The organism is Cryobacterium sp. PH31-L1 (assembly GCF_030063145.1).
Classification (GTDB): domain Bacteria; phylum Actinomycetota; class Actinomycetes; order Actinomycetales; family Microbacteriaceae; genus Cryobacterium.
This window is the reverse complement of record NZ_JASISM010000001.1, coordinates 219,104-242,938: the sequence shown is the minus strand read 5'-3', so window position 1 is coordinate 242,938 and position 23,835 is coordinate 219,104. Positions and strand designations below refer to the sequence as shown.

At 65.4% G+C, this 23,835-nt stretch carries 25 protein-coding genes; 6 read left to right on the top strand and 19 right to left on the bottom strand.

The genetic code is table 11. The features are described 5' to 3' along the window. Positions 1-2: 2 nt before the first annotated feature. Together QMF22_RS01230 and guaB are read right to left on the bottom strand one after the other, a co-directional pair. Positions 3-1,121, bottom strand: coding sequence for a GuaB3 family IMP dehydrogenase-related protein (locus tag QMF22_RS01230; RefSeq protein ID WP_283449548.1), 1,119 nt, complete (start codon positions 1,119-1,121; stop codon positions 3-5). Positions 1,122-1,184: 63 nt separating this feature from the next. Beyond that, positions 1,185-2,687 carry an IMP dehydrogenase gene (gene guaB, locus QMF22_RS01225; RefSeq protein ID WP_283449519.1) on the bottom strand — a complete coding sequence of 501 codons (1,503 nt, stop codon included), beginning with the start codon at positions 2,685-2,687 and terminating at the stop codon, positions 1,185-1,187. A gap of 296 nt (positions 2,688-2,983) precedes the next feature. Here guaB and QMF22_RS01220 point away from each other — a divergent pair, with 296 nt between their 5' ends. The 4 genes from QMF22_RS01220 (at position 2,984) to QMF22_RS01205 (ending at position 6,941) form a co-directional block, all read left to right on the top strand. Further along, entirely contained in the window at positions 2,984-4,249 is a 1,266-nt protein-coding gene (locus tag QMF22_RS01220; RefSeq protein ID WP_283450718.1) for a branched-chain amino acid ABC transporter permease, read from the top strand. 8 nt (positions 4,250-4,257) lie between these two features. Further along, on the top strand, positions 4,258-5,238 hold the full coding sequence (locus QMF22_RS01215; protein WP_283449517.1) for a branched-chain amino acid ABC transporter permease: 981 nt from the start codon (positions 4,258-4,260) through the stop codon (positions 5,236-5,238). Between the two features lie 73 nt (positions 5,239-5,311). Further along, complete coding sequence (locus QMF22_RS01210) at positions 5,312-6,187, top strand: ABC transporter ATP-binding protein (RefSeq protein ID WP_283450717.1); 876 nt, start codon at positions 5,312-5,314, stop codon at positions 6,185-6,187. Beyond that, entirely contained in the window at positions 6,174-6,941 is a 768-nt protein-coding gene (locus QMF22_RS01205; RefSeq protein ID WP_283449515.1) for an ABC transporter ATP-binding protein, read from the top strand. The genes QMF22_RS01210 and QMF22_RS01205 overlap by 14 nt, the downstream gene beginning before the upstream one ends. 173 nt (positions 6,942-7,114) lie before the next feature. Here QMF22_RS01205 and QMF22_RS01200 read toward each other — a convergent pair whose 3' ends face one another. The 4 genes from QMF22_RS01200 to groES form a co-directional block, all read right to left on the bottom strand. Continuing rightward, positions 7,115-8,431, bottom strand: coding sequence for an ABC transporter substrate-binding protein (locus QMF22_RS01200; protein ID WP_283449513.1), 1,317 nt, complete (start codon positions 8,429-8,431; stop codon positions 7,115-7,117). 127 nt (positions 8,432-8,558) lie between these two features. Continuing rightward, a complete protein-coding gene (locus tag QMF22_RS01195) occupies positions 8,559-9,266 on the bottom strand; it encodes a hypothetical protein (protein ID WP_283449510.1) in 708 nt (235 codons plus the stop codon). A gap of 93 nt (positions 9,267-9,359) precedes the next feature. Then, positions 9,360-10,310: an EamA family transporter RarD gene (gene rarD / locus QMF22_RS01190; protein WP_283449508.1), complete on the bottom strand. Its 951-nt coding sequence runs from the start codon at positions 10,308-10,310 to the stop codon at positions 9,360-9,362. A 104-nt stretch (positions 10,311-10,414) separates the two neighbouring features. Next, complete coding sequence (gene groES, locus QMF22_RS01185; RefSeq protein ID WP_092339382.1) at positions 10,415-10,711, bottom strand: co-chaperone GroES; 297 nt, start codon at positions 10,709-10,711, stop codon at positions 10,415-10,417. Positions 10,712-10,836: 125 nt separating this feature from the next. On the opposite strand from groES, the gene QMF22_RS01180 reads away from it, so the two are divergent. After that, entirely contained in the window at positions 10,837-12,042 is a 1,206-nt protein-coding gene (locus QMF22_RS01180) for a class I SAM-dependent methyltransferase (RefSeq protein WP_283449502.1), read from the top strand. A 4-nt stretch (positions 12,043-12,046) separates the two neighbouring features. Here QMF22_RS01180 and QMF22_RS01175 read toward each other — a convergent pair whose 3' ends face one another. The 10 genes from QMF22_RS01175 to QMF22_RS01130 all read right to left on the bottom strand — a co-directional run bounded on the left by QMF22_RS01175 (position 12,047) and on the right by QMF22_RS01130 (position 20,856). Then, positions 12,047-12,448, bottom strand: a complete 402-nt coding sequence (locus tag QMF22_RS01175; RefSeq protein ID WP_283449500.1) for a hypothetical protein — start codon at positions 12,446-12,448, stop codon at positions 12,047-12,049. 100 nt (positions 12,449-12,548) lie between these two features. After that, entirely contained in the window at positions 12,549-13,049 is a 501-nt protein-coding gene (locus QMF22_RS01170; protein ID WP_283449498.1) for a DUF4190 domain-containing protein, read from the bottom strand. An 84-nt stretch (positions 13,050-13,133) separates the two neighbouring features. After that, the gene (gene tsaD, locus QMF22_RS01165) at positions 13,134-14,228 is read right to left on the bottom strand and encodes a tRNA (adenosine(37)-N6)-threonylcarbamoyltransferase complex transferase subunit TsaD (protein ID WP_283449496.1); all 1,095 of its coding nucleotides are present in this window, start codon (positions 14,226-14,228) and stop codon (positions 13,134-13,136) included. Next, the gene (gene rimI, locus QMF22_RS01160) at positions 14,225-14,716 is read right to left on the bottom strand and encodes a ribosomal protein S18-alanine N-acetyltransferase (protein ID WP_283449494.1); all 492 of its coding nucleotides are present in this window, start codon (positions 14,714-14,716) and stop codon (positions 14,225-14,227) included. The genes tsaD and rimI overlap by 4 nt, the downstream gene beginning before the upstream one ends. Next, the gene (tsaB, locus tag QMF22_RS01155; RefSeq protein ID WP_283449492.1) at positions 14,713-15,348 is read right to left on the bottom strand and encodes a tRNA (adenosine(37)-N6)-threonylcarbamoyltransferase complex dimerization subunit type 1 TsaB; all 636 of its coding nucleotides are present in this window, start codon (positions 15,346-15,348) and stop codon (positions 14,713-14,715) included. Before tsaB ends, rimI begins: the two co-directional genes overlap by 4 nt. 60 nt (positions 15,349-15,408) lie before the next feature. Further along, positions 15,409-16,176 (bottom strand): sulfite exporter TauE/SafE family protein, encoded by a 768-nt coding sequence (locus QMF22_RS01150; RefSeq protein WP_283449490.1) that lies wholly within the window; start codon positions 16,174-16,176, stop codon positions 15,409-15,411. Next, positions 16,176-16,499 (bottom strand): MDR/zinc-dependent alcohol dehydrogenase-like family protein, encoded by a 324-nt coding sequence (locus tag QMF22_RS01145; RefSeq protein ID WP_283449488.1) that lies wholly within the window; start codon positions 16,497-16,499, stop codon positions 16,176-16,178. Before QMF22_RS01145 ends, QMF22_RS01150 begins: the two co-directional genes overlap by 1 nt. Positions 16,500-16,717: 218 nt before the next feature. Beyond that, on the bottom strand, positions 16,718-18,229 hold the full coding sequence (locus QMF22_RS01140; RefSeq protein WP_283449485.1) for a carboxyl transferase domain-containing protein: 1,512 nt from the start codon (positions 18,227-18,229) through the stop codon (positions 16,718-16,720). Further along, entirely contained in the window at positions 18,226-19,446 is a 1,221-nt protein-coding gene (locus QMF22_RS01135; RefSeq protein WP_283449482.1) for a CaiB/BaiF CoA transferase family protein, read from the bottom strand. Before QMF22_RS01135 ends, QMF22_RS01140 begins: the two co-directional genes overlap by 4 nt. Positions 19,447-19,482: 36 nt before the next feature. Beyond that, a complete protein-coding gene (locus QMF22_RS01130) occupies positions 19,483-20,856 on the bottom strand; it encodes an SLC13 family permease (RefSeq protein ID WP_283449480.1) in 1,374 nt (457 codons plus the stop codon). A 123-nt stretch (positions 20,857-20,979) separates the two neighbouring features. On the opposite strand from QMF22_RS01130, the gene QMF22_RS01125 reads away from it, so the two are divergent. Continuing rightward, positions 20,980-21,681: a FadR/GntR family transcriptional regulator gene (locus QMF22_RS01125; RefSeq protein WP_283449479.1), complete on the top strand. Its 702-nt coding sequence runs from the start codon at positions 20,980-20,982 to the stop codon at positions 21,679-21,681. 131 nt (positions 21,682-21,812) lie between these two features. Here QMF22_RS01125 and tsaE read toward each other — a convergent pair whose 3' ends face one another. From tsaE to QMF22_RS01110, 3 genes are read right to left on the bottom strand one after another with little or no spacing between them, the layout of a single operon-like run. Then, the gene (gene tsaE / locus QMF22_RS01120) at positions 21,813-22,364 is read right to left on the bottom strand and encodes a tRNA (adenosine(37)-N6)-threonylcarbamoyltransferase complex ATPase subunit type 1 TsaE (RefSeq protein WP_283449476.1); all 552 of its coding nucleotides are present in this window, start codon (positions 22,362-22,364) and stop codon (positions 21,813-21,815) included. Continuing rightward, positions 22,357-23,478, bottom strand: a complete 1,122-nt coding sequence (gene alr, locus QMF22_RS01115; RefSeq protein WP_283449474.1) for an alanine racemase — start codon at positions 23,476-23,478, stop codon at positions 22,357-22,359. The genes tsaE and alr overlap by 8 nt, the downstream gene beginning before the upstream one ends. Further along, positions 23,475-23,831: a holo-ACP synthase gene (locus QMF22_RS01110; RefSeq protein WP_283449472.1), complete on the bottom strand. Its 357-nt coding sequence runs from the start codon at positions 23,829-23,831 to the stop codon at positions 23,475-23,477. The genes alr and QMF22_RS01110 overlap by 4 nt, the downstream gene beginning before the upstream one ends. Positions 23,832-23,835: the final 4 nt, after the last annotated feature.

Sequence of the window (23,835 nt, the reverse complement as noted above, 5' to 3'; positions counted from 1 at the left end):
CGTTAGTTCACTCGGTACGGCGCGACAACCACTTCAACCCGTTGAAATTCTTTGAGATCGGAGTAACCCGTGGTCGCCATCGACCGACGCAGCGCGCCGATCAGGTTGGCGGTGCCGTCGGCGACCGGCGCCGGGCCATAGAGAATCTCCTCGAGCGGGGCCACTGTGCCGACCTCGACACGCTTGCCGCGCGGCAGTTGCGGGTGGTGCGCCTCGGCGCCCCAGTGGAATCCGCCGCCGGGAGCGTCCGTTGCGCGCGCGAGCGCTGTGCCGAGCATGACGGCGTCGGCGCCGCAGGCTACGGCCTTGACGATGTCGCCCGAGGTACCGAGGCCGCCGTCGGCGATGACGTGCACGTAGCGCCCGCCGGACTCGTCCATGTAGTCGCGGCGCGCGCCGGCGACATCCGCTACGGCCGTGGCCATCGGGGCGTGGATGCCGAGGGTCGCGCGGGTGGTCGACGCGGCTCCCCCGCCAAAACCGACCAGAACACCGGCAGCACCGGTGCGCATGAGGTGCAGGGCCGCCGTGTAGGTGGCCGCGCCGCCCACGATGACGGGAACGTCGAGCTCGTAAATGAACTTCTTGAGATTGAGCGGTTCTTGGTTTTGGGAGACGTGCTCGGCCGACACTGTCGTGCCGCGAATCACGAACAGGTCAACGCCGGCGGCGACGACGGTTTCGTAGAGTTCCTGGGTGCGCTGGGGCGAGAGGGCGCCGGCCACGGTGACGCCGCCAGCCCTAATCTCGGCGAGGCGGGCGGTGACCAGCTCCGGCTTGATCGGTGCGGAGTACATCTCCTGCATGCGGGCAGTCGCTTTATCGGCAGGCAGGCTGCGAATCTCGGCGAGCAAAGGCTCGGGGTTCTCGTGACGGGTCCACAGGCCTTCGAGGTCGAGCACGCCCACTCCGCCGAGCTGGCCCATCATGATGGCCGTGGTCGGCGAGACGACGGAATCCATCGGGGCGGCGAGCACCGGAATGGCGAACTGGTACGCGTCGATGGTCCAACCGACCGACACGTCCTCCGGGTCGCGGGTGCGCCGACTCGGCACCACCGCAATGTCGTCGAAGGCATATACGCGGCGAGCGCGCTTGGAACGGCCGATCTCGATTTCCATGGTTCCAGTTTAGACGGATGCCCCGGCGCAACCCGCCCGCCCGAGCGGGATGCCCGGCCGGGCCTACCGACGGTAGTTCGGCGCCTCGACCACAATCTGCACGTCGTGCGGGTGGGACTCCTTCAGGCCAGCCGGAGTGATGCGCACGAACTGCCCCTTCTGCTTCAACTCGGCGATCGTTCGGGCTCCCACATAGAACATGGACTGCCGAAGACCCCCGACCAGCTGGTACGCCACGGCCGCGAGCGGTCCACGGAACGGAACCTGCCCCTCGATACCCTCAGGGATCAGCTTCTCGTCACTCGGCACGTCGTTTTGAAAGTAGCGGTCCTTGGAATACGAGGTCTTGTTGCCGCGGGTCTGCAGCGCGCCGAGTGAACCCATGCCGCGATACGTCTTGAACTGCTTGCCGTTGACGAAGACGAGCTCGCCCGGGCTTTCGGTGCAACCGGCAAGCAGCGAGCCGAGCATGACGGTGTCGGCGCCGGCCACGAGGGCCTTGGCAATGTCACCGGAGTACTGCAGTCCGCCGTCGGCGATGACCGGAATGCCGGTTTCGCGAGCGGCGAGGGAGGCCTGGTAGACGGCGGTGATCTGGGGAACTCCCACACCGGCCACAATGCGGGTGGTGCAGATGGAGCCGGGGCCCACACCCACCTTGATGGCGTCGGCGCCCGCGTCGATCAGAGCCTGGGCGCCGGAGCGGGTGGCCACGTTTCCACCGATCACGTCGACGTCAGCGAAGGCCTTGTCGGCCTTCAACCGACGAATGATGTCGAGCACCCCGGCGCTGTCGCCGTTTGCGGTGTCGACCACGAGCACGTCAACGCCTGATTCGAGCAGGGCGGTCGCGCGCTGCCAGGCGTCGCCGAAGAAGCCGATGGCCGCGCCGACGCGCAGGCGTCCGGCGTCGTCCTTGGTGGCGAGGGGATATTCCTCGCTCTTGTCGAAGTCCTTCACGGTGATCAGGCCGGTGAGCTTGCCGTTGGCGTCGATCAGCGGTAGTTTTTCGATCTTGTGCTTGGCGAAGATGGCGAGGGCGTCTTCTGGCGCCATGCCGACCTTGCCGGTGATCAGCGGCGACGTCGTCATGACGTCGCGCACCCGGGTGAGGGCCTTCTTGGCGTACGGCACGAAGCGCATGTCGCGGTTGGTGATGATGCCGACGAGGATGCCGTCACCGTCGATGACAGGCAACCCGCTGACCCGGAACTGACCGCACAGGGCGTCAACCTCCGCCACGGTGGCGTCGGGTGAGGTAGTGACCGGATTGGTGATCATCCCGGATTCGCTGCGCTTGACCAGGTCTACCTGCTCGGCCTGGTCGCCGATGGAGAGGTTGCGGTGCAGAATGCCGAGGCCGCCCTCGCGGGCCATGGCGATCGCCATGCGCGTCTCTGTGACGGTGTCCATGGCGCTGGAGAGCAACGGCAGCGACACGTCGATTCGCCTGGTCAGGCGGGATTTAGTAACCGCCTCGCTCGGAATGACATCGGTGTGCCCCGGCAGGAGCAGCACGTCGTCGTAGGTGAGCCCGGTGAATCCGAACGGATCTGGCTGATCCATGAAACCCCTTACCTGTAGCGAAAAACGAAAAAATTATCCGGAAAAACGCGTTACCACCGCACGGGACGTGAAGGAACTAACCGGTCCTTCAATGTTAAGCGTGTTTGGGGTCATCACATTCCGCTCACATTTGCCACACGGTGCGGAGTTTCGAAACATATAGGACATAATCGGCACGTACTCTCAACAACGTTGTTGGTAGTACTTGCCCGGCGCCCGCCCGGTCACCCACCGGTCGGCACCCACATGGAGGTCCCGTGAAGTCCACTCTTACGGCTCAAAGATACGTTCCCAGGATGCTGGTCATTCTGCTACTGACGCTTCTGGCAGCCTTCACCATGGCCACCTTCTCGGTGGGCAGCGCTCAGGCCGACGAGGTGGGAACCGAATACGACTTCACTATCTCCGGCAACGTGAAGTTCGACGGAAAACCGCTCGACGGTGTCGCCGTCGCCGTCGATGGCAACAGCTACAAAGCCGACACCGTGACGGATGCTGATGGTAAATGGTCGATTGGGGTTCCCGAAAAAGGCACCTATAAGGTGACCCTCGACGAAGAGACGCTGCCTAAGGGCGTTATTGTCGCTAAAGGCGGCAACGTGATCAATACCGAGTTCGGGCTGACCGACCGTCGCTCGGTGAACTTCTTCCTGGGCGAAGGCGTGCGCAACACGGTCAGCTTCTTCGACCAGTTCGTGAACCGGTTCTTTAACGGACTCAACTTCGGCCTGCTGCTCGCCCTCGCGGCGATCGGGGTGTCGCTGATTTTCGGTACCACCGGCCTCAGCAACTTCGCCCACGCCGAGCTGATCACCTTCGGCGCCCTGATGACGCTGGTGTTCTCCGTCAACCTGGGGCTGCCGATCTGGCTCGCCATTCTGATCGCCATCGCCCTCAGCGGCGTGTTCGGATACAGCCTCGATGCGGTGCTCTGGAAACCACTGCGCCGTAAAGGCGTGGCGGTGATCCCTCTGATGATCGTGAGCATCGGCCTGTCGCTCGCCCTGCGGTACTTGTACCAGTACTTCTTCGGCGGCAGCACGAGCCAGCTTCCGGGTGCCGGCATGGCCGATCTCAAGTTCGGCCCGATCTCGCTCTCCCCCATCGACCTCGCCAGCATGGGCATCAGCATCGTGGTGTTGCTCGCCGTGGCCTATTTTCTGCTGCGAACCCGAATCGGCAAGGCCACCCGCGCTGTGTCCGACAACCCCAGTCTGGCCTCCGCGAGCGGCATCGACGTTGACAACGTCATTCGCATCGTCTGGGTGGTCGGTGCGGCCCTGGCGGGACTCAGCGGCGTGCTCTGGGCTTACTTCCGACCGGGTGTCAGCTGGGACATGGGCTTTCAGATGCTGCTGCTGGTTTTCGCCGCGGTGACCCTCGGCGGGCTCGGAACGGCTTTCGGGGCCCTCGTCGGTTCCCTCATCGTCGGGCTCTTTGTTGAGCTATCGACACTTTGGCTACCGTCCGACATGAAGATCGTCGGCGCCCTTGTAATTTTGATCCTGGTGCTGCTGTTTCGACCGCAGGGCATTCTGGGTCGCAAAGAGAGAATTGGTTAGGGGTTCACATGGACTGGGGAGCAATCTTTGGCAACGCAGCCGTCGAGCTGATCAGCCCGACCACGGCCGCTTACGCACTCGCCGCCCTCGGGCTGGCCGTGCACTTCGGTTACACCGGCCTGCTGAACTTCGGCCAGGCCGGGTTCATGGCCCTCGGAGCCTACGGCTATGCGATTTCGATTCTGACCTTCGGCTTTCCCGTCTGGGGCGCTTTTCTGGTCGGCGTGGGGGCATCCGTTGTTTTCGCGTTGATTCTGGGTATTCCGACGCTGCGACTTCGCGCTGACTATCTCGCGATCGTCACCATTGCGGCCGCGGAGATCGTACGGCTGTTGTTCACGACGAACACCTTCGCCTCGGTCACCGGTTCGGCCAACGGCCTCAGCGGCTACAAGAACGAATTTGCGGCTCTGAATCCGCTCGCGGACGGCACCTATGGATTTGGCCCGTTCACGAACAACGCCTATGACACCTGGCTTCGCATTGTGGCCTGGTCGATCGTGATCATTGCCGCGTTGCTGGTGTGGCAGATCATGCGCAGCCCCTGGGGCCGCGTCATCAAGGGTATTCGTGAAGACGAAGACGCCGTGCGCGCGCTCGGCAAGAACGTCTACGCCTACAAGATGCAGTCGCTCATTTTTGGTGGCGTGCTCGGCACCATCGCTGGCATGATCTTCGCCCTGCCGCGAGCGGTCGTGCCCTCGAACTACCAGACGACGCTGACCTTCTTCATCTACGCCATCCTGCTGCTCGGTGGAGCAGCGACGGTGCTCGGCCCGATTATCGGCTCGATGATCTTCTGGGTGCTGCTGTCATTCTTCTCCGGCTTCATCGCCCGGGCCGTTGAGGCCGGCTGGTTGCCGTTCATGACGGGGATCCAAGGCGGCCAGCTGAGCTTCATCCTCGTGGGGGCGGCGATCATGGCGATCGTTATCTTCAGACCGCAAGGCATCTTCGGCAATAAAAAGGAGTTGGCTTTTGTCCGCTAACGCTGTTCCTCTCGATTCTGCGGCCCCGCTGGAGCCGCCCGTCCCCACCAAGAAGCCGGTCAAGACCACCGGCTTGCACATCGGTGCAGCCGAACCCGGCTGCGCAAAGGTCGATCCGATTCTCGTCGTCGACAACGTGCGCCGCACCTTCGGCGGCCTCACCGCCGTCGACGTCGCCCACGTTGAGGTTCCGCGCGGCGCGATCACAGCGCTGATCGGCCCGAACGGTGCCGGCAAGACGACCCTGTTCAACCTGTTGACCGGCTTCGACAAGCCCGACGACGGAAAGTGGACCTTCGACGGCCGCTCCCTCGCCGGGGTACCCGCCTACCGAGTAGCCCGGATGGGCCAGATACGCACCTTCCAGCTCACCAAGGCGCTCGGTCTGCTCACCGTTATGGACAACATGCTGCTCGGTGCCAAGGGCCAGACCGGTGAGAACATGTTCCGCGCGCTGATGCCGTTTCTCTGGCGCAACGAAGAGGAGGAGAACCGCGCCAAGGCCCTCGATCTGCTCACCCGGTTCAAGCTCGATACCAAGAAAGACGACTACGCGGCGAGCCTCTCCGGCGGACAGCGCAAGCTGCTCGAAATGGCCAGAGCGCTCATGAGCGATCCGACCCTGGTCATGCTCGACGAACCCATGGCCGGGGTCAATCCGGCCCTGACTCAGTCGCTACTCGATCACATTCTCAACCTCAAGGCGCAAGGCATGTCTGTTCTGTTCGTGGAACACGACATGCATATGGTACGCCACATCGCGGACTGGGTGATCGTGATGGCCGAGGGCAAGGTGGTCGCCGAGGGCGACCCGCACGAGGTCATGCAGAACCCTGCCGTGATCGACGCCTACCTCGGGTCGCACCACGACGAGGACATCGGGGAAGACCCCGCTGCCGAAACCGAGCACGTTTCGGCCATTAAGGAGTTGCTCGATGACGAACGCTAATCCCCTGGCCGTCCCGGCACCGCTCGAGACCCGGGACGCCGTCGTGGAGGTCAAGAACGTCACGGCCGGCTACGTCACCGGCGTGAGTATTCTCAATGAGTGCTCCCTGACCGCCTACGACGGTGAACTCATCGGCATCATCGGCCCGAACGGCGCCGGCAAGTCGACCTTGCTCAAGTCGATATTCGGCCAGGTGAAGGTGCGCGACGGGGAGATTCTTCTGCGCGGTAAGAACATCACCAACCTCAAGGCCAACAAACTGGTCGCGCAGGGGGTGGGCTTCGTTCCGCAGAACAACAACGTGTTCCCAACTCTGACCATTCGCGAAAACCTCGAGATGGGCATCTTCCAGAAGCCCAAGGGGCTCATCGAGAGGCTCGAGTTCGTCACGGAGATCTTTCCCGAGCTGAGCAAGCGCATGTCACAGCGCGCCGGGTCACTCTCCGGCGGTGAACGGCAGATGGTCGCCATGAGCCGTGCGCTCATGATGGGCCCGCACGTGTTGCTGCTCGACGAGCCGAGCGCCGGCCTCTCCCCCGTGCGCCAGGACGAAGCCTTCCTCCGCGTGAAAGAGATCAACAAGGCCGGCGTGACCACGATAATGGTGGAGCAGAACGCTCGTCGCTGCCTGCAGATCTGTGACCGCGGGTATGTGCTCGACCAGGGCCGCGACGCCTATACCGGCACCGGACGTGAACTGTTGAGCGACCCCAAGGTAATCGGCCTGTACCTGGGTACCCTCGGTCAGGATTAGCGCCCCAACCCCCTCTGTGAGTCCGTGGCGGCGTCCGAGATCACCTCGGGCGCCGCTTTGCTGTCTTCGGCGAGCGGATGTCCGTAGCTCGCGTCGCGAGATCGGACCCGAAGCGGTTACACAGAAGGGCCCCGGCCGAAGCCGGGGCCCTTCAAATCAGTGGTGCAGTGTTGCTAGTTGATGCGAGCGGGCTTGTTGTCGGCACCGAACTGGTAGATGCCAATCGTCGCGCCGGTCGGGTCGCCGTTCTCATCGAATGTGATCGGACCGGAGAAACCGTCATAGTCGACCTGGTCGCCAGCCTTCAGGGCTGCAGCGGCTTCGGCGAAGCCGGTGGTCTTGGTTCCGTCGATCTTGGTACCGTCACCGGTTCCACCGGAGACCTGACGGAGGTAGCCCGCGATCGATTCTCCTGAAGTGTCGTTGGCGGCGTAGGCAGCCAGGGCGATCAGGATCACGGCATCGTACGACTCGGCAGCGTAGCTGTAGTCGGTCAGCGTCGGGTCGACCTCGAGCAGGCGGGAGGTAAAGTCACCGAGAGTGGCGGTGTCGAGGCCGGGCAGCGTGCCCTTGGAGCCCTCGATAAGGCCGGGCGCGAAGTCTGCACTGTAGTCGGCGACGTTGCCGTCGACGAAGTACAACTTGTCACCGGCGAAGCCAGCCCCCACGAGCGCCGGAGTGATGATCTTGGCCTGGTCGAACGTGACCAGGGCGATCGCGTCGGGAGCGGCGGCGGTAACTTCCGCAATCTGCGAGGCGAAGTTCGAGTCACCCTCGTTGAAGAGTGCGGTCGCGACAACCTCGCCGCCTGCGGCTGTGAACGCGTCACTGGTGTACTTGGCCAAGCCGGTTCCGTACGCATCGTTCAGCACGATCAGGCCGAGGGTGGCGTTACCGTCATCAGCGATCTGGGTGCCGAGCACTTCACCCTGCAGCACGTCAGACGGAGCCGTACGCCAGTACAGGCCGTTGTCGGCATAGGTCGTAAAGGCGTCGGACGTGTTGGCCGGAGAGAACTGCACGACCCCGGCGCCGGTGATCTGGTCAATCACGGTCTTTGAGACGCCCGACGAGGCCGCACCGATGATGGCCGAGACATTTTGCGACAGCAGGTCGGTCACGGAGACGGTCGCCTTGTCGGTCGTCGTGTCCCCCGAGTCGCGGAAGATGGCATCAACGTTGATGCCGAGGTTGGCCGCGTTGATGTCGTTGATGGCAAGCTGAACACCGGCTTCTTCGGGCGGGCCGAGGAAGGCCAGGCCGCCACTCTGCGGGAGGATGGTGCCGATCTTCAAAGAGAGGTCGCGGTCACCGGCCTCGACCGTCTTGAAGTCACTTGCGGCGGCAGACGGTGCTGCAGAATCGCTCGGCGTCGTAGCGGCGCCATTGCTGCAGCCGGTGAGCAGAAGTGCACTCACGCCGACGAGCGCGACTCCGGTAACGAGGGTACGAACTGAGCGGGAGGCCGAGGCCTTCGCGAATACGCTCATGTTGCTCCTTGATGGTTTATGAGAAGTAAGTCTGGTCAGCCGATTGACTGCCGTGGTGTCAGAGTAGAGACTCACAGCCCCCGAAACCTACCTGTGCGTGTTACAACCGTGTAAAGGGACCAAATCGTTACGAACGGCGACCGGTGATCCCCTGATAATCCGTGGTTTGGTCGTCACTGATGGCGAACACACATTCCCCCCAGGAAGCGCACACGGCGGTTCCAGAAACAACCTGAGGCCAACCCGCCATGAGCGAGAAACCTCCATCGTCGCCGGTGATGACGGCGGCCAGGGCGCCCGTGATCACCCCGTCATACGCTTCCGCGCCGCCGGCGGTGGCCGTCAGCGTCGGATCGGCGGTCTTCAGCCGTGCGGTGAACTCGTCCGTGGCGGCGAGCGGGGTTCCGCCATTGGCAAAGTCGATCAGGCCAACGACGGCGGCGCTGCCGACCAGGCCCCCGGCACCCGCTGGTAGTGCCGTCGCCGCGTCCCACAGCACCAGATCCACGCCGCGCGCCGCCAGGTCGGCGTAGGCGACAGCGAGGTCGCCGGCGGAGCTGCGGTGGATCAGCTGCACGGCTTGAGTGGGCGTCGTCTGGTCGGCGAGAATGTCACGCACGGCGAGTTCGGTGCCGGCTACCTGGGCGGCACCGCTCGCGGCGCTCTCGCCGGTCATGGGAAACAGCGTGCCGATCAAAAGCGTTCCGTCACCGGTGGGTGCGGTGCTGGCGACCGGGGTTGGGGTCGTGCTCGGCTTGGCGGCCGGCGCACCGGTGCAGCCGGTCAGGGCCAGAGCTAGCAGCAGAACGGCGGCGATCATGGGGCGACGGGGCATGTGGATCCTCTGGTGCTGGGCTGAATCGGTGCTGCGTGGGCGGGGCTGGCGCGTGCCGCTGGTTCAGCGTAACGGCTGGCCGGGCCGGGCAAGCTAGGCGGGTTCGAGGGCGCTGCGGCGGGGAGTGCGGCCGGAAGCCACCATGTCAACCGTCAAAATGATCAGGGCCACCCAGACCAGGCCGAAGCCGAGCCAGCGTTCGAGCGGCATCGCCTCATTCAGGATGAACACGCCAACCAAAAACTGCAGCACCGGGGCCACGAACTGAATGAGCCCGAGCACGGTCAACGGCAGGCGCCGCGCGGCGGCAGCGAACAGCAGCAGTGGCACCGCCGTGATGATGCCGGCCGCGAGCAGGCCAGCTGTATGCCAGGGCGACACCGTGCCGAAGGTCAGTCCGGAAATGCCGGAGACCACGACCAGTTGAATGACGGCGACCGGTGCTAGCCAGGCCGTCTCGAGGGTGAGGCCGGTGACGGCGTCCACACTCGGCCCGACGCGCTTTTTGATCAGGCCGTAGAGCCCGAAGGAGAAGGCGAGAATGAGTGAGATCCAGGGCAGCGAGCCGTACCCGACGGCGAGCACGACCACGGCGAGAAAGCTGATGGTGATGGCCACCCATTGCAGTCGCCGCAGGCGCTCGCGCAGCACGAAGACGCCGAGCAGCACGGTGACGATCGGGTTGATGAAGTAGCCGAGGGCGGCTTCGACGACGTGGCCGGTGGTGGCGGCGATCACGTAGGTCTGCCAGTTGATGAAGATGAAGACCCCGGCCATGCCCATGGTCAAGACCAGGCGCCGCTGTCTGAGTGCCCGCCCGAGCACCGCCCAGGTGCGGGTGACCGTGATGATCAGGACGCAGAAGACCAGGGAGAACAGCACCCGCCAGGCCACGATCTCGAAGGCTCCCGACGGTGCGAGCAGCAGAAAGTAGAGCGGCAGCACACCCCAGAGGGCATAGGAGAGACCGCCGAAAATGAGCCCGGAGCGATGCGTGCCCGCGGCGGTACCGGTCGTCGCGACTGGGCTTACGGCATCCGTCATGAGGGTCCTTGGCTCGGCAGGGGTGAAGCAGGATGAAAGCAGAAAACTCCCGGATAGCAGGGCTATCCGGGAGTTTTCAGTCTAGAACGACCGACTGCGTGGTGTTAGCGTACGACCACGGCGAGCACGTCGCGAGCGGAGAGAACCAGAAGGTCATCGCCACCGAACTTGACCTCGGTTCCGCCGTACTTGGAGTAGATGACCTTGTCGCCGACGGCGATGTCGAGGGGGATGCGGTTGCCGTTGTCGTCAATGCGGCCGGGGCCGACTGCAACAACTTCGCCCTCCTGGGGCTTTTCCTTCGCGGTGTCAGGAATGACCAGACCTGATGCGGTGGTCTGCTCGGCATCGACCTGCTTGATGACGATGCGATCCTCGAGCGGCTTGATGGAGACCGACACGGTTGACCTCTTTCTAAGATTTGGGTTAGCAGACTCACAGCGAGAGTGCCAAGTGAAGTTTAGGGGGGTTCTGGCACTCACGCAACGTGAGTGCCAGATGGGGGCCATTTTGGTAGCGTTGCAGCATGGATCGAACCGAACTCGTTGAGCTGCTTTCCCCCGCGAGTTTGCGGCTGTTGGACTCCCTGCCGCCCTACGAGACCCACGGAGACGTACTGAAGCTCGTGAGCGATTTGCGCAAGGCCGGGCACGCGCCCGGGCTCGTGTCGGCCGTGCTCAGCCAATCTCGGCTGCGGGCGAAAGCCGCCCTCAAGTTCGGTGAATTCGCCGAGCGGATGCTCTTCACAGAGGCCGGCCTGGAGCAGGCCACCCGACTGCGTGTCGCAGCCCTGCACGCCGGCCGGTTCGCCGGGCTGGAAGCCACACTCGGGCGAGCGCCGCGGGTCGCCGACCTCGGCTGCGGTATCGGCGGCGACGCCATGGCCCTCGCCGCGCTGGATCTGTCGGTCGTGGCCGTTGATGCCGACGAGGTAACGGCGACCGTAGCGAGCTTCAACCTCGCGCCGTTTCCGAACGCCTCGGCGTTGCAGGCCGAGGCCGAGACGGTCGACCTCGAAGATTTCGACGCGGTCTGGCTCGATCCGGCCCGCCGCACGAGTGGGCACAGCAACACAACGCGACTGACCCGTTCCGAGGATTACTCCCCCTCGCTAGACTTCGCCTATCTGCTCGCGACGAAACTACCGCTCGGGATGAAGCTCGGGCCCGGCCACGATCGTGACCAGATTCCGGTCGACGCCGAGGCGCAGTGGGTGTCGGTGGACGGCCAGCTGGTGGAGATGGGGCTGTGGTTCGGCGCTCTCGCCCGCCCCGGGATCCGTCGGTCGGCCCTGCTCCTGACAGCGGACGGCAGGCACGAACTGACTGCCTCGGACGACAGTGCGGACGTCGATGCTGGCAGCCTCGGAAACTACGTCTACGAACCGGACGGCGCGGTGATTCGGGCACGGCTGATCGGCGATCTGGCCCGCTCGCTGAATGCCCGAATGCTGAGTGAGAACATCGCCTACCTGACCAACGACACTCTCACGCCGACGCCGTTCGTGAGCGCTTTTCGGGTGCTCGAAACGCTCCCGTTCGATGAGAAGAAGCTGCGACTGGCGCTGCTGGAGCGGCGTATCGGCACCCTCGAGATCAAAAAGCGCGGCGTAGACGTTGACCCGGCGACGCTGCGCACCCGGCTGAAGCTCAAGGGGCCGGAAGCCGCAACGCTGATTCTGACCAGGGCGGCCGGGCATCGCGTGGCGCTGCTCGCGGAGCGCGTGCGGTAGCGGATTACAGCAGCGGCAACACGATCTGGCTGATGTAGACGATCCAGCCGGCCGCCAGCAGAACCCCGACGAGACCGCTCACGAGGCCACTCCGCCAGAGCACGCGCGCCCGATTCTCGGTAGTGCGCGCGATCAGCGCGAGGGTGATCGCGATGAGCGCGATCGGCAGACCGAAGACACCGAATACACCGAGGCCGAGCCCGAGAAGGCCACAGATAACGGAGTAAACCGCGAGCCGACGACGGCTGGTGATGCGCTGCACCTCGTCCTCGGTGTAGCTGTACGGCACGAATTCGGTGGGTGCAGTGACCGTCGAGGCCCAGTCCAGCTGGCTGCCGGGCGGTGCGGGCGCGCGCGTGTAGTGCAACTGCGCTGAAGCCTCGTCGTGCTGGTGGGGTGTAGTCATGGCTGTCCTCTGGCCGCAAACTGCAAACGGTCAGCTCGTCGGGGTCGCCCCGCTTTCGGTCAAAACGTACCACGTGGCCCCGAGGGGGCCACCTGCGTGGCTAGTAGTTATAGCTCGTGCCGGTGGAGGCCGCCGCGAGTAACAAAACGATTGTGAAAGCGGCGAAGATAGCACCGCCAAGAAGGCCGACGTAGCCGAGGATGGTCCCCCAGAGCGCGAGCCCGTGCCCTTTTTCGCCGGTCTTCTTGATCTGGCTCAGGGCGATGTGGCCGGTGATGATACCGACCACCGAGATGAGAAGGATCGAGGTGACAAGCGAGATGATGGAGAGAACGTTGTACTTGTCCTGCGGGTTCTGCTGGCCGTAGGGGTTCTGGCCGTAGGCCGGCTGCTGGCCATACGCGGCGGGCTGCCCGTAGGCGGGAGCCTGGCCAGATCCGGAAGCGGCCGGAGCGCCGGGTGCCGGGTAGGCCGGAGCAGCCGGGTAGGCCGGAGCTTCGTAGGCCGGCGGCACGCTGGAGTCCGCCGGAGTCGAACCGGTTTTGCTGCTCGCCGGGGTGCTGCTGGTCGGATCGACGGGGGGCTGGGTGGGATCAGACATCTGCGGTCTCCTTCGTGTGGAATGTTCGGGGTCGCAGAGCCAGAATATCTCGTGTGCCCGCGCGTGGGCGAATTCTGTGGCGGATCAGACCTGAATCTGGCCGACCGGCAGGGTGGAATCGGCGCCGAATTCCAGCGTGGAGGGCTCATGCCCGGCTATGATGAGCTGCGCACCGAGGGCGGCGATCATGGCACCGTTGTCGGTGCACAGGGAGAGGGGCGGGATGCGCAGAACGATGCCGGCGGCAGCCGTTCTCTGGGCGGCGACTTCGCGCAGACGCTTGTTCGCGATGACACCGCCGCCCAGCAGCAGCCGCGGTACGCCGTAGTCGGCGCAGGCGGCGAGGGCCTTGGTCAGCAGAATATCGACGACCGCCTCCCGAAAACTGGCCGCGACATCGCCGATCGGCACGGGTTCGCCGGCATCCTGGCGCTGTTCGACGAAGCGTGCGACAGAGGTCTTCAGGCCGGAGAAGGAGAAGTCGTAGCGGTGGGCGGCCATGTCCTTGGGCTGGCTGAGTCCGCGCGGAAAGCGAATGGCCTTCGAGTTACCGCCCAAAGCGACCCGGTCGATCTGCGGCCCGCCGGGGTACGGGAGGGAGAGCAGGCGCGCCACCTTGTCGAAGGCCTCGCCGGCGGCGTCGTCGATGGTTTCGCCGAGCAGCTCAACGTCGCTGACCAGGTCGCGCACGAGCAGCAGCGAGGTGTGGCCCCCGGAGACCAGCAGGGCGATCGTCGGGTACTCGAGCGGAGCGGTGTCGCCGGTGTTGGTGTCGCCGTGCCGAAGCTCTCCCTGCAGCAGGTCGGCGCCGACGTGGCCGACCAGGTGGTTGACCGCGTAGATCGGTTTGTCGAGCGCCACGGCAAGCGCCTTTGCGGCCCCGACGCCGACCATGAGCGCGCCGGAGAGTCCGGGCCCACAGGTGACGGCAATGGCATCCAGATCACTCAAGCGGATGCCCGCCTCGGCAACGGCCGCGTTGATGGCCGGCACGAGCTCGTCGAGGTGTGCCCGAGCCGCGATCTCGGGCACGACGCCGCCGTAGCGGGCATGCTCGTCCATTGAGCTGGCAATGGTGTTCGAGAGCAGCGTGGTTCCGCGCACGATGCCGATGCCGGTTTCATCGCAGGAGGTTTCAATGCCGAGAACGAGGGGATCGGCGCGGTTCAGGGTCGTCATTGGGTCTCCACGAGCACAGATTCCAGTTCTGGAATGTTCAGACGCATGACGATGGCGTCGACGTTGTCTGGCTGATAGTAGCCGCGGCGCACCCCCACGTCGATGAATCCGAGGCGCTCATACAGGCGCTGAGCGCCGGGATTATCGGCCCGCACCTCGAGAAAGATCAGCCGCGCGCCGCGCTTCCGGGCCTCGGAGATGAGCGCCTGCATGAGCGTGCGTCCCAGCCCGCGTCCACGCGCGGATTCCGCGACCGCGATGGTCTGGATGTCGCCCTCGACGGCTCCCCGGGGGGCGAGCAGGCCGGCGTAGCCCTCGACCGTGCCGGGGGCGTCGGGCGGGAAAGCGACCAGGTAGTAGCAGGCTGGGTCGCCGAGGTCGCGCGCCATCATGGTCGGCGACCAGGCGTCATTGATAAAAGTGGTCGTCTCGAGGTGCATGATGGACGCCAGGTCAGCCTCGTGCGCGCGGCGCAGCTGCCAGGTCATCGGCTGACCCGCTTCGGACCATTCGAGAGGGTGACGTCGGGTGAGCGCAGGTAGAGCGGCTCATTCACTGCGAACGGGCGCCCGTGCGCATAGCTCAACTCAGCGACCAGACCAAGCTCGCCGGCCGACACCGTGGCGGCGTCCAAGCGCGGCCACCCGGCGTGCAGCCAGTTCAGGTCGTCGAGGTCGGCCGGTTTGGCGAGGCCGGGCTGGCCGACACGCACGGGCAGGCCCACGGCATCCGCGTGGGAATAGGCGCTCCAGTAGACTTCGCGGCGCCGGGCGTCGGTGACGACGACGAGGGGCCCGGTGTGGCCGCCACGGTAGTGGCCGTAGGCAATGGCGTCGTGGCTGATCACGGGTACGAGCGGAGTGCCAGCACCGAGGGCGAAGACGCGGGCCGATGCGATACCGACTCGCAGGCCGGTGAACGGGCCTGGACCCATGCCGCCGACGACGCCGGAGAGGTCAGCCGGGGCGACCTGCGCTTCTTGCAGACATTCCAGAATGAACGGGCCGACTATTTCGGCGTGACGCATCGTGTCTGCTTCGCCGCGTTCGGCGATGACTCCACGGGCAAGGTCGACGACGGCGACGCTGGTGCCGGCGGAGGTGTCGATGGCAAGTAGCACCCGTTCAGCCTAGCTTTGACAGGCCAGCTCTTCGCGCGGCTGGCTTTGATAGGCCAGCGCTCAGGTCAGAAAGAGCACGACGGCGGCGGTCAGGGCAACGATCACCAGGATCGCACGCAATACCGGAGCCGATAGCCTTCGCCCGATGCGGGCACCGAGCCAGCCACCGAAAGCAGAACCAACGCCGATCAGTAGAGCGATCACCCAGTCCACCGTGCCGCTGGAAATGAAAATAATCGCGGAGACGAGGTTGGCCATGCCGGCCAGCACATTCTTGGCACCGTTGGCCCGGTGTATGTCGGTGGACCACAGAATACCCAGCAGTGCCAACAGCACCACTCCCTGCGCTGCGCCGAAGTATCCCCCATAGACCCCCGTGCCGAGGATACCGAGCACGAGGCCGAACGTGATCGGCCGAGTGTCGGTGGTGGTGCCTTCGGGGGACTTGCGCCGCACGTAACGGGCCACGCGGGGCTGGATCGCGGAGAGCACGGCGGCGAGCAGCAGCAGGAACGGAACGACCGCCGAGAAGGCCTCCTCGGGCAGGATCAGCAGCAGCAACCCGCCGATCACTCCGCCTACGGCCGAGAATACCGCCATCCAGGCCACGGGCCGCCACTGCGAGCGCAGTTCCCGGCGATAACCGTAAGCTCCGGCGATCGACCCGGGAACTAGACCAACCGTGTTGGAGACGTTCGCCGTGATCGGGGGGACACCCAGGGCGAGCAGGGTGGGAAAGGTGATCAGGGTTCCAGCGCCGGCGACCACATTGATGATGCCAGCGGCAATTCCGGCGACCAGGATGATCGCGCCTTCAAGAAGAGTCATTAGTAAGAGTTTCCCGTGTTCGAATTCTCGGCGGCCGCGTCGCCGACTGCGAGCACAATCTTGCCGAGGGATGAGTTGGTGCGCATCAGAATCTGGGCCGCGTTGGCCTCGGTCCACGGCATGATCCCGTCGATGAGCGGTCGAAGTACCGGCGAGTCAAGGTCGACGTCGGCACGCAGCGCGGCGACGAGGGCGATCTTGTCCTGGGTGGAGCGGGTGCGAAAGGTGACCCCGTGCAGCGCGAGTCGCCTGTAGGAAAACATTTCCAGATCAAGCGTGCCATGGCCGCCGCCGAGTCGCCCCACCAGAATCGCTTGCATCATGGACGTGTCCTTTCGTGGCCAACATCGGGCAGCCCAGGGCCCCTGCTCGTCTCGTTCGATTATCGCCTAGGCAAGCCTTGACGAGAATTCGGCCCACCGACATGCACCGAGCCAACGGGGCCAAAAAACGTTCTGGCCGGCATGGCAAACCTGGCCCACGGGGTAATCGCCGAACGGGGCGCAGCAGACACCATGCACCACACCGAGATGACGAGGGGTCAGCGACCGAGGGAGTGGTAACGGGCCAGGCGGCGGGGAAGTAGTTCATCAACGGGCACCGTGGAGAGCGCGGACAACTCGTATTCGATGGCCGACGCCAAGCGCTGGCAGAACGCCCGTCCCTCGTCTGCGGCGTCGGGGCGCTCGTCCACGATGTGGTCGACGATCCGATTGGCAAACAGCGAGGCCACGTTCACGCCCTGCGCCTCCGACACGGCCGGCGCGAAATCGGTGCTGCGGTACACGATGGCGCTTGCTCCCTCGGGAGGCAGCGGCGAGAGCCAGGAGTGCTGCGCAGCGATCGTGCGGTCGGCCGGCAACAGGGCCAGCGCCCCGCCCCCCGCACCTTGGCCGAGCAGCACCGACACCGTGGCCGACTTGAGGCCGATGAGTTCGTGCAGCGACCGAGCTATCTCGCCGGCCATTCCGCCCTCCTCGGCCTCCTTCGATAGTGCGGCGCCGGCGGTGTCGATCACGGTGAGCAGCGGAATTCCGAGCTCTTCCGCCAGGCGCATTCCGCGGCGAGCCTCCCGCAGAGATCCAGGGCCCATCTTCGTGTCTTGCGAGGGCCGCGGCCGAATATGCCCGAGCACTATGCAGCTCTGCTGCCCGAACCGTGCCATGGCGAGCATGAGTCCCGGGTCTTTCTCGCCCTCGCCCGTGCCGTTAAGCGGCAGCACGTCGTGCGCGCCATAGGCGAGCAGCTGGCGTAGGTCGGGCCGCCGCGGGTTTCGCGAAATTTGAACGGATGCCCACGCGTCGTCAGGCGCTGGCCGCACGTTCACGGTTTCCGGGGCCGCCACCGACGCGGAAGTCCGGTCGGTGAGAATAATGAGCGCGCGGTGCACGATCTCTGGCAGTTGTTCCGGCGGCACGACGGCGTCGATCAGCCCCTGGTTGAACAGGTTTTCGGAGACCTGCACGTTCTCCGGAAACTTCTTGTCGTAGAGCGCCTCATAGACGCGCGGGCCGAGGAACCCGAGCAACGCCCCCGGCTCGGCAACCGTCACGTGCCCGAGCGACCCCCATGATGCCATCACCCCGCCCGTGGTTGGGTGCCGCAGGTACACCAGATACGGATGCCCCGCCTCCCGGTGCGCGCGCACCGCCGCCGTGATTTTCACCATCGACAAAAAAGCCAGCGTGCCTTCCTGCATGCGGGTCCCGCCGGATGCCGGTCCGGCCAAGACCGGCAACCCCTCGCGTGTGGCCAGTTCGATCGCCTTCACAATTCTGTCGGCAGCAGAAAGCCCGATCGATCCGGCGAGAAATGCGAACTCGCTCACCACGATCGCCACCCGGCGGCCGCGGATCAGCCCCTCGCCGGTGAGCACCGACTCGTCGGTGCCGCTTTTCGCGCGGGCCTTCACGAGGTCGGCCCGGTACTCCTCATTCGGGGCGGGGTCGACCACGGGCTGATCCCAGCTCGTGAAGGAGCCGTTGTCGAGCACCACGTCGATGAGCTCCGTGGCGTTGAGGTGGCGGGTTGCGAGCGCGGCGTCGGTCGTCATCGTGAGATACCTTCCAGTGAGCGGTTGAGCCAGCTTCGAATGTCCGTGCCGTGCTGGTCGAGCACCGGCGGAGCGGAGTGCATCGTGTTGGTCGTTTCGACCGTATCGGCGGGTCCGAAGAACCGAAGCGGTGGACCGGGGAGACTGATCCTGCCGAGCACCTCGTGCTCCACGTCGATCAGCAGCCCCTGCGACAAAACCTGATCCCATTTATAGACCTCGTCCAGCGAACGCACCTTCCCGGCCGGAATCCCGGCATCGGCAAGCTTCTGCAGCAGCGTTACCGCATCGAACTCGCCGAAGACATTTTCTATCGCAGCCGTGAGGCTCGTCCGGTTGCGCACCCGGTGCGCGTTGCTGGCCCACTCGGCTCTCGCCGCATCAAGGCCGAACTCCTCGGCGAAGGTGGCCCAGAGTTTCTCGCTGCCGATGCTGATCTGCACGCTGCCACCGCGGCAGGAAAACAGGCCGTAGGGCGCGATAGATGGATGGTGGTTGCCCCGTGCTTCTGGCACCTCGCCTGCCACGGTGGCGCGGGTGCCTTGGAAGGCGTGCACTCCCACGAGCGCGGCCAGCAGCGAGGTGCGCACGACCTGCCCGCGCCCGGTGCGCTCTCGCTCGAGAAGCGCCGCGAGCAGCCCGAACGCGCCGTACATGCCCGAGAGGAGGTCGGCGATGGGCACGCCCACACGCTGCGGGTCGTCGGGGCCTGCGCCGGTGAGCGACATCAGGCCGGCCTCGCCCTGCAGAATCTGGTCGTAGCCGCTGCGGCTCGATTCGGGGCCGTCGTGGCCGAAACCGGTGATCGAGAGAATCACCAGGGCCGGATTGAGGGCGTGCATCGCCTCGGGCGAGAAGCCGAGCCTGTCAAGTACCCCCGGACGAAAGTTCTCCACTACAACGTCGGCGCGCAGCAGCAACTCGCTGAGCACCTCACGCCCGTCGTCACTCTTCAGATCGAGGGCGATCGACTCCTTGTTGCGGTTGCAGGAGAGAAAGTAGGTGGACTGCGGATCGTTCGCTGGGCCCACGAAGGGAGGGCCCCAGCCGCGGGTGTCATCTCCCGTGCTGGGGTTCTCCACTTTGATCACGCGTGCGCCGAGATCGGCGAGCATCATGGTGGCGTGCGGGCCCGCAAGCGCGCGGCTCAGGTCTACGACGAGGTAGCCCGAGAGCGGGCCCTGCGTACCGTTTTCGGAGCGGATGTCGGTATTCATGTTCGGTCCTTTCTCAGTATTTCGGCAGGTGGCGGGTTACAGCCAACCGGGCAGCACGAGCACGGCCCAGGCGATGGCCGGCCCGGCTACGACGACGATTCCGCTGTAGGAGAGAATCTGCTTGTAGAAGCGGTCCTTGTCCACGTCGTCTGGGGCGTTCGCAAGCACGAGAGCGCCATTGGTCGAGAACGGCGACACGTCCACGATGGTCGACGCGACGGCGAGCGCGCAGATCACGCCGATGGCGCTGATATCCCCGGTTGCGAGAAACGGCACGGCGAGCGGAATCAGCGCGGCGAGAATGGCCGTTGACGAGGCGAAGGCCGAGACGACGGCACCGATGTAGCAGATCAAAAGTGCCGCAAGCAGCGGCATGCCGAGGTTGGCCACCGCTCCCGATACGTACTCGATAGTGCCTGCCTCTTCGAGAACACCAACGAACGTGAGCATGCCGCAGATGAGCAGCACGGTCGACCAGCTGATCTTATTGACCGCGCCCTTTTGCGCTTCGGGCGAGACGAGGGCGAGGATGACGGCAATCGTGATGGCGACAAAGCCCACGTCCACCTTGAAACCGAGCGCGATCACGGCGAGCGCGATGAGGCCTGCCACGGTCACGAGTTGTGGGATGCGCTCACCGCGGGTCACCGTGGCCTGCATCCCGTCGCCCGCGGGGTCACGGGGTCCGTAGATGCCGGAGCCGAAGCCCTTGAACGCCACGTCACCGTCACCGGCGGCGCGTGCACCCACGCTCACCGCCATGCGAGCTTCGGCGGCCTGCTCCACGAAGTGGCCGACCCGGCTTGACATGAGCTTTCGACCACCGAGCACGATGAACAGCACGACGGCGATCAGAAAGTTGAAGATGAGGCTGGAGAGAAACACGGCAGTGGGGCTCGCGTCGAGCCCGGTGGTCGAGATGAGGCTGTTCACGATCACGCCGTAGACGGCGATCGGCGAGAATCCGCCGCCCTGCGCGCCGTGAATCACCATCATGCCCATCAGTAGCGGGCTGATCTTGTACTTGCGGGCGAAACCGAGCGCGATCGGTGCCACAATGGCCACCGCCGCCGGGGAGAGCGCGCCGACTGCGGTAATCACGGCGGTGATCACGAACATCACCCACGGAATGAGGGCCACCCGGCCGCCGACGAGCCGCACGGCGCCGCGCACCAGCAGGTCGATCGTGCCGTTGCCCTGCGCAATCGCGAACAGGTACGTAACCCCGACGAGCGTGAGGAACAGCCCGCCCGGGAAATTGGCGAGAATATCGGTGGTCTCCATGCCGAGAAAGACGGCACCGAGTAGGAAGGCACCCACGAAGGCCAACGCCCCCATGTTGACGGGCAAAAGCGTGGCGATCAGAAACATCACCGCCAGGATGATGATTGAGATAACGGGAGCGGACATCGTTGTTCCTCCATAGGGTTAGGTGAATGTGGGCTATTGGCTCACTGGACTAGCCTCCTAGACAGTAGGCGACTTTGTCAAGAGCCGTGTAACCTTGGGTCGAATACTGATGGGGAGGCAGACATGACGAGGGACGCAATGCCCCAGCCGCTCATACGCGTCACGAAACCACGCCTGTACGAACAACTCGTGGCCCAGCTTCTCGCCTACATCGAGTCAGCCCACCTCGGCCCCGGCGACCTGTTGCCCGCCGAGCGCGACCTCGCCGAACGCCTCGGCGTTTCCCGAGCCACGCTCGCACAGGCACTCGTGGCCCTCGAAGTGCTCGGCGTCATCGATGTTAAGCACGGCACCGGCGCCGTTCTCGTTTATCGGCCGAGCGTCGCAACGGTGATCAGTGGGCTGCGGGAGCACCGCAACCGGCTGCCCGAGATTGTCGAAGCCCGCACCACCCTCGAAGTCAAACTCGCTGAGCTCGCCGCGGATCGCCGAACGGATGCCGACCTGCTCGCGATCGAGGATGCGCTCCGGGCGATGGCAGAGGAAATCGCCGTCGGCGACCGCGGGGCGCACGGCGACGAGCTCTTCCACCAAGCCGTCACTGCGGCTGCTCACTCCCCTGTGCTCGCCCAGCTCATGACGTTCATCGCAGAGATGATACTCGAAACCCGGCTCGAATCCCTCGCTCAGCCGGGCCGGCCGGAGCAGTCCCTCGCCTCACACCGCACCATCACCGAGGCGATCCGGGCGCAGGACGCCGCAGCGGCGACCGCGGCGATGCTCTCGCACATCGAGCTCGTCTCCGACGTAGCCCTGCTCAAGTAGGGGAGAACTGGCGTCCCGCGCCGGCGGCGCAGTGGCTGCCACGCCGACCACCAGGCCGGCGCGCAGGTCGATCAGCCCCGCCGCAGCCCGATCAGAGCGAGGGGGCTCGATAGTGGGCGCCAGGGCCCAAGTCACGGCATTGCGTCGGCCAGACGCGCCCAGCGCTGGCCGTGACCGGTGAGGGTCAGAGATCGCGGTTCGTCGACATCGTGATCAAGGTCGAGAACAGCGCCTGGAGCGGATGCCGCCGCATCCGTTTCACACGCTGCAGCCGCACGACCCTGCGGTCGCTCGATCTCGATGTCCAGCCAGGATTCAGTGATCCCGTCGAGCAGGCCGCGGCCCCACTCCACCACCACGATGGAGCGGGCGAAATCAATGTCGAGGTCGTCGAGTTCCATGGCACTGCCGAGGCGGTAGGCGTCGACATGCACGAAAGGCGGCCCGCCGATCAGGCTCGGATGCGTGCGGGCGAGCACGAAGGTGGGGCTGGTGACGGCTCCGCGCACCTGCAGCCCCTCGCCCAGGCCGCGGGTGAGGGTGGTTTTACCTGCCCCGAGTGGTCCGGTGAGCACGACGAGGTCCCCGGCCGTCAGACTGCCGGCGAGGCTCACGCCGAACCGATGCATCGCCGCCGCGTCGACGATCGTGCGCCGAAGTCCACCCAGACGCCGCTCAGCCATTGAGGTGCCGCCGGATCACCCGGTGCCCGATGCGGGTGACGATCTCGTAGTTGATCGTGCCCGCTGCGTCGGCCCAGTCGGTGGCGCTCGGCGCGCCAGTGGCCGGGTCGCCGAAGAGCACGACCGTATCGCCGACGGCGACGCCGGGGTTGTCGTTGCCGAGGTTGACCACGAACTGGTCCATTGCCACCCGACCCACCAGGGGATAGTTCTCGCCGTTGATGTGCACGAGCGCTGTTCCCGACGCCTGCCGCGGAATACCGTCGGCGTAGCCGAGCGGCACCAGCACGAGCGTGGAATCCTCCGGCGCCCGCCACAGGTAATCGTAGGAGACACCGGCACCGGCGCTCACCCGGCGCACCAGGGCTATCCGGCCGCGCAGGGTCATCGCCGGAACCAGCCCGAGGTCGGCGCTGGTCGCATCGTCGAACGGTGACAGCCCGTACAGGGTGATGCCAAATCGCACCATGGTGAAGCGGGCGGCCGGCAGCCGCAGCGCTGCAGCCGACGACGCGAGGTGCACGAGTGTAGGAGTCAGGCCAGCGGAGCGGGCCGCCGCAATGCCGCGTTCAAAACGGTCCAAGGCCTGCTGGTCGTCCAGGGCTGAGGCGTTGGCGAGGTGGCTCATGAGACCGTCGACGCGCAGCAGGCCGACCCTCTCGAGGGCGGCGGCGAGCGCGAACACTTCGGCCCAGTCGTTTTCGTGCACGCCATTGCGGCTCAGGCCGGTTTCGAGTTTCAGGTGAACGGATGCGGCCCGGCCGAGTTCCGCCGCTGCATCCGCTACCTGCTGCACCTGACGCACGGATGACAGGGCCAGGGTGACGTCGTCGTCGATGGCGGCGCTGAAGTCGGCGTCGGGGTCGTGCAGCCAGGCCAGGATGGGGGCGTCGAGGCCCGCGTCACGCAGTGCCAGGGCCTCGTCGATGTCGGCGACGCCGAGCCAGTCGGCCCCGCCGGCGAGGGCGGCGCGCGCCACCGGAACAGCGCCATGCCCGTAGGCGTTGGCTTTGACCACCGCCATCACGTGCGGGGTGCCCGCGAGGTGGCGCAGGTGGGCCATGTTGTGGCGAATCGCACCCAGGTCGATCACGGCCTCACGAAACCCGGTCATGCTTCTCCCTCGGCGACGACGAAGGCGCAGGCCACGCCGGCGTCGTGGGTCATCGTGACGTGCACCCGGCTGATGCCCCGGTCAGTGAGCGCAACGAGGGCGGCCCCGCTCAGCTTGAATTCAGGGTTGCCGTGCCGGTCGTTCACGATTTCCATCTCCTGCCAGGTGGCGCCGGCGCTGTCACCGAGGGCCTTGATCAGGGCTTCCTTGGCGGCGAAGCGTGCGGCGAGGGAGTGCACCGGCAGGCCGCGTTCACTTTCGGTGAATAGGCGCGGAACGAGGCGCGGTGTGCGGGCGACCTGGCGGGTGAACCGCGCCAGGTCGACCACGTCAACCCCGATGCCCTTGATCATGGGA

Excerpts from the sequence above, each read along its gene's own strand:
- QMF22_RS01230 (WP_283449548.1), bottom strand. The coding sequence starts at position 1,121 with ATGGAAATCGAGATCGGCCGTTCCAAGCGCGCTCGCCGCGTATATGCC.
- guaB (WP_283449519.1), bottom strand. The coding sequence starts at position 2,687 with ATGGATCAGCCAGATCCGTTCGGATTCACCGGGCTCACCTACGACGAC.
- QMF22_RS01220 (WP_283450718.1), top strand. The coding sequence starts at position 2,984 with ATGCTGGTCATTCTGCTACTGACGCTTCTGGCAGCCTTCACCATGGCC.
- QMF22_RS01215 (WP_283449517.1), top strand. The coding sequence starts at position 4,258 with ATGGACTGGGGAGCAATCTTTGGCAACGCAGCCGTCGAGCTGATCAGC.
- QMF22_RS01205 (WP_283449515.1), top strand. The coding sequence starts at position 6,174 with ATGACGAACGCTAATCCCCTGGCCGTCCCGGCACCGCTCGAGACCCGG.
- QMF22_RS01200 (WP_283449513.1), bottom strand. The coding sequence starts at position 8,431 with ATGAGCGTATTCGCGAAGGCCTCGGCCTCCCGCTCAGTTCGTACCCTC.
- QMF22_RS01195 (WP_283449510.1), bottom strand. The coding sequence starts at position 9,266 with ATGCCCCGTCGCCCCATGATCGCCGCCGTTCTGCTGCTAGCTCTGGCC.
- rarD (WP_283449508.1), bottom strand. The coding sequence starts at position 10,310 with ATGACGGATGCCGTAAGCCCAGTCGCGACGACCGGTACCGCCGCGGGC.
- QMF22_RS01180 (WP_283449502.1), top strand. The coding sequence starts at position 10,837 with ATGGATCGAACCGAACTCGTTGAGCTGCTTTCCCCCGCGAGTTTGCGG.
- QMF22_RS01175 (WP_283449500.1), bottom strand. The coding sequence starts at position 12,448 with ATGACTACACCCCACCAGCACGACGAGGCTTCAGCGCAGTTGCACTAC.
- QMF22_RS01170 (WP_283449498.1), bottom strand. The coding sequence starts at position 13,049 with ATGTCTGATCCCACCCAGCCCCCCGTCGATCCGACCAGCAGCACCCCG.
- tsaD (WP_283449496.1), bottom strand. The coding sequence starts at position 14,228 with ATGACGACCCTGAACCGCGCCGATCCCCTCGTTCTCGGCATTGAAACC.
- rimI (WP_283449494.1), bottom strand. The coding sequence starts at position 14,716 with ATGACCTGGCAGCTGCGCCGCGCGCACGAGGCTGACCTGGCGTCCATC.
- QMF22_RS01150 (WP_283449490.1), bottom strand. The coding sequence starts at position 16,176 with ATGACTCTTCTTGAAGGCGCGATCATCCTGGTCGCCGGAATTGCCGCT.
- QMF22_RS01145 (WP_283449488.1), bottom strand. The coding sequence starts at position 16,499 with ATGATGCAAGCGATTCTGGTGGGGCGACTCGGCGGCGGCCATGGCACG.
- QMF22_RS01140 (WP_283449485.1), bottom strand. The coding sequence starts at position 18,229 with ATGACGACCGACGCCGCGCTCGCAACCCGCCACCTCAACGCCACGGAG.
- QMF22_RS01135 (WP_283449482.1), bottom strand. The coding sequence starts at position 19,446 with ATGAATACCGACATCCGCTCCGAAAACGGTACGCAGGGCCCGCTCTCG.
- QMF22_RS01130 (WP_283449480.1), bottom strand. The coding sequence starts at position 20,856 with ATGTCCGCTCCCGTTATCTCAATCATCATCCTGGCGGTGATGTTTCTG.
- QMF22_RS01125 (WP_283449479.1), top strand. The coding sequence starts at position 20,980 with ATGACGAGGGACGCAATGCCCCAGCCGCTCATACGCGTCACGAAACCA.
- tsaE (WP_283449476.1), bottom strand. The coding sequence starts at position 22,364 with ATGGCTGAGCGGCGTCTGGGTGGACTTCGGCGCACGATCGTCGACGCG.
- alr (WP_283449474.1), bottom strand. The coding sequence starts at position 23,478 with ATGACCGGGTTTCGTGAGGCCGTGATCGACCTGGGTGCGATTCGCCAC.
- QMF22_RS01110 (WP_283449472.1), bottom strand. The coding sequence starts at position 23,831 with ATGATCAAGGGCATCGGGGTTGACGTGGTCGACCTGGCGCGGTTCACC.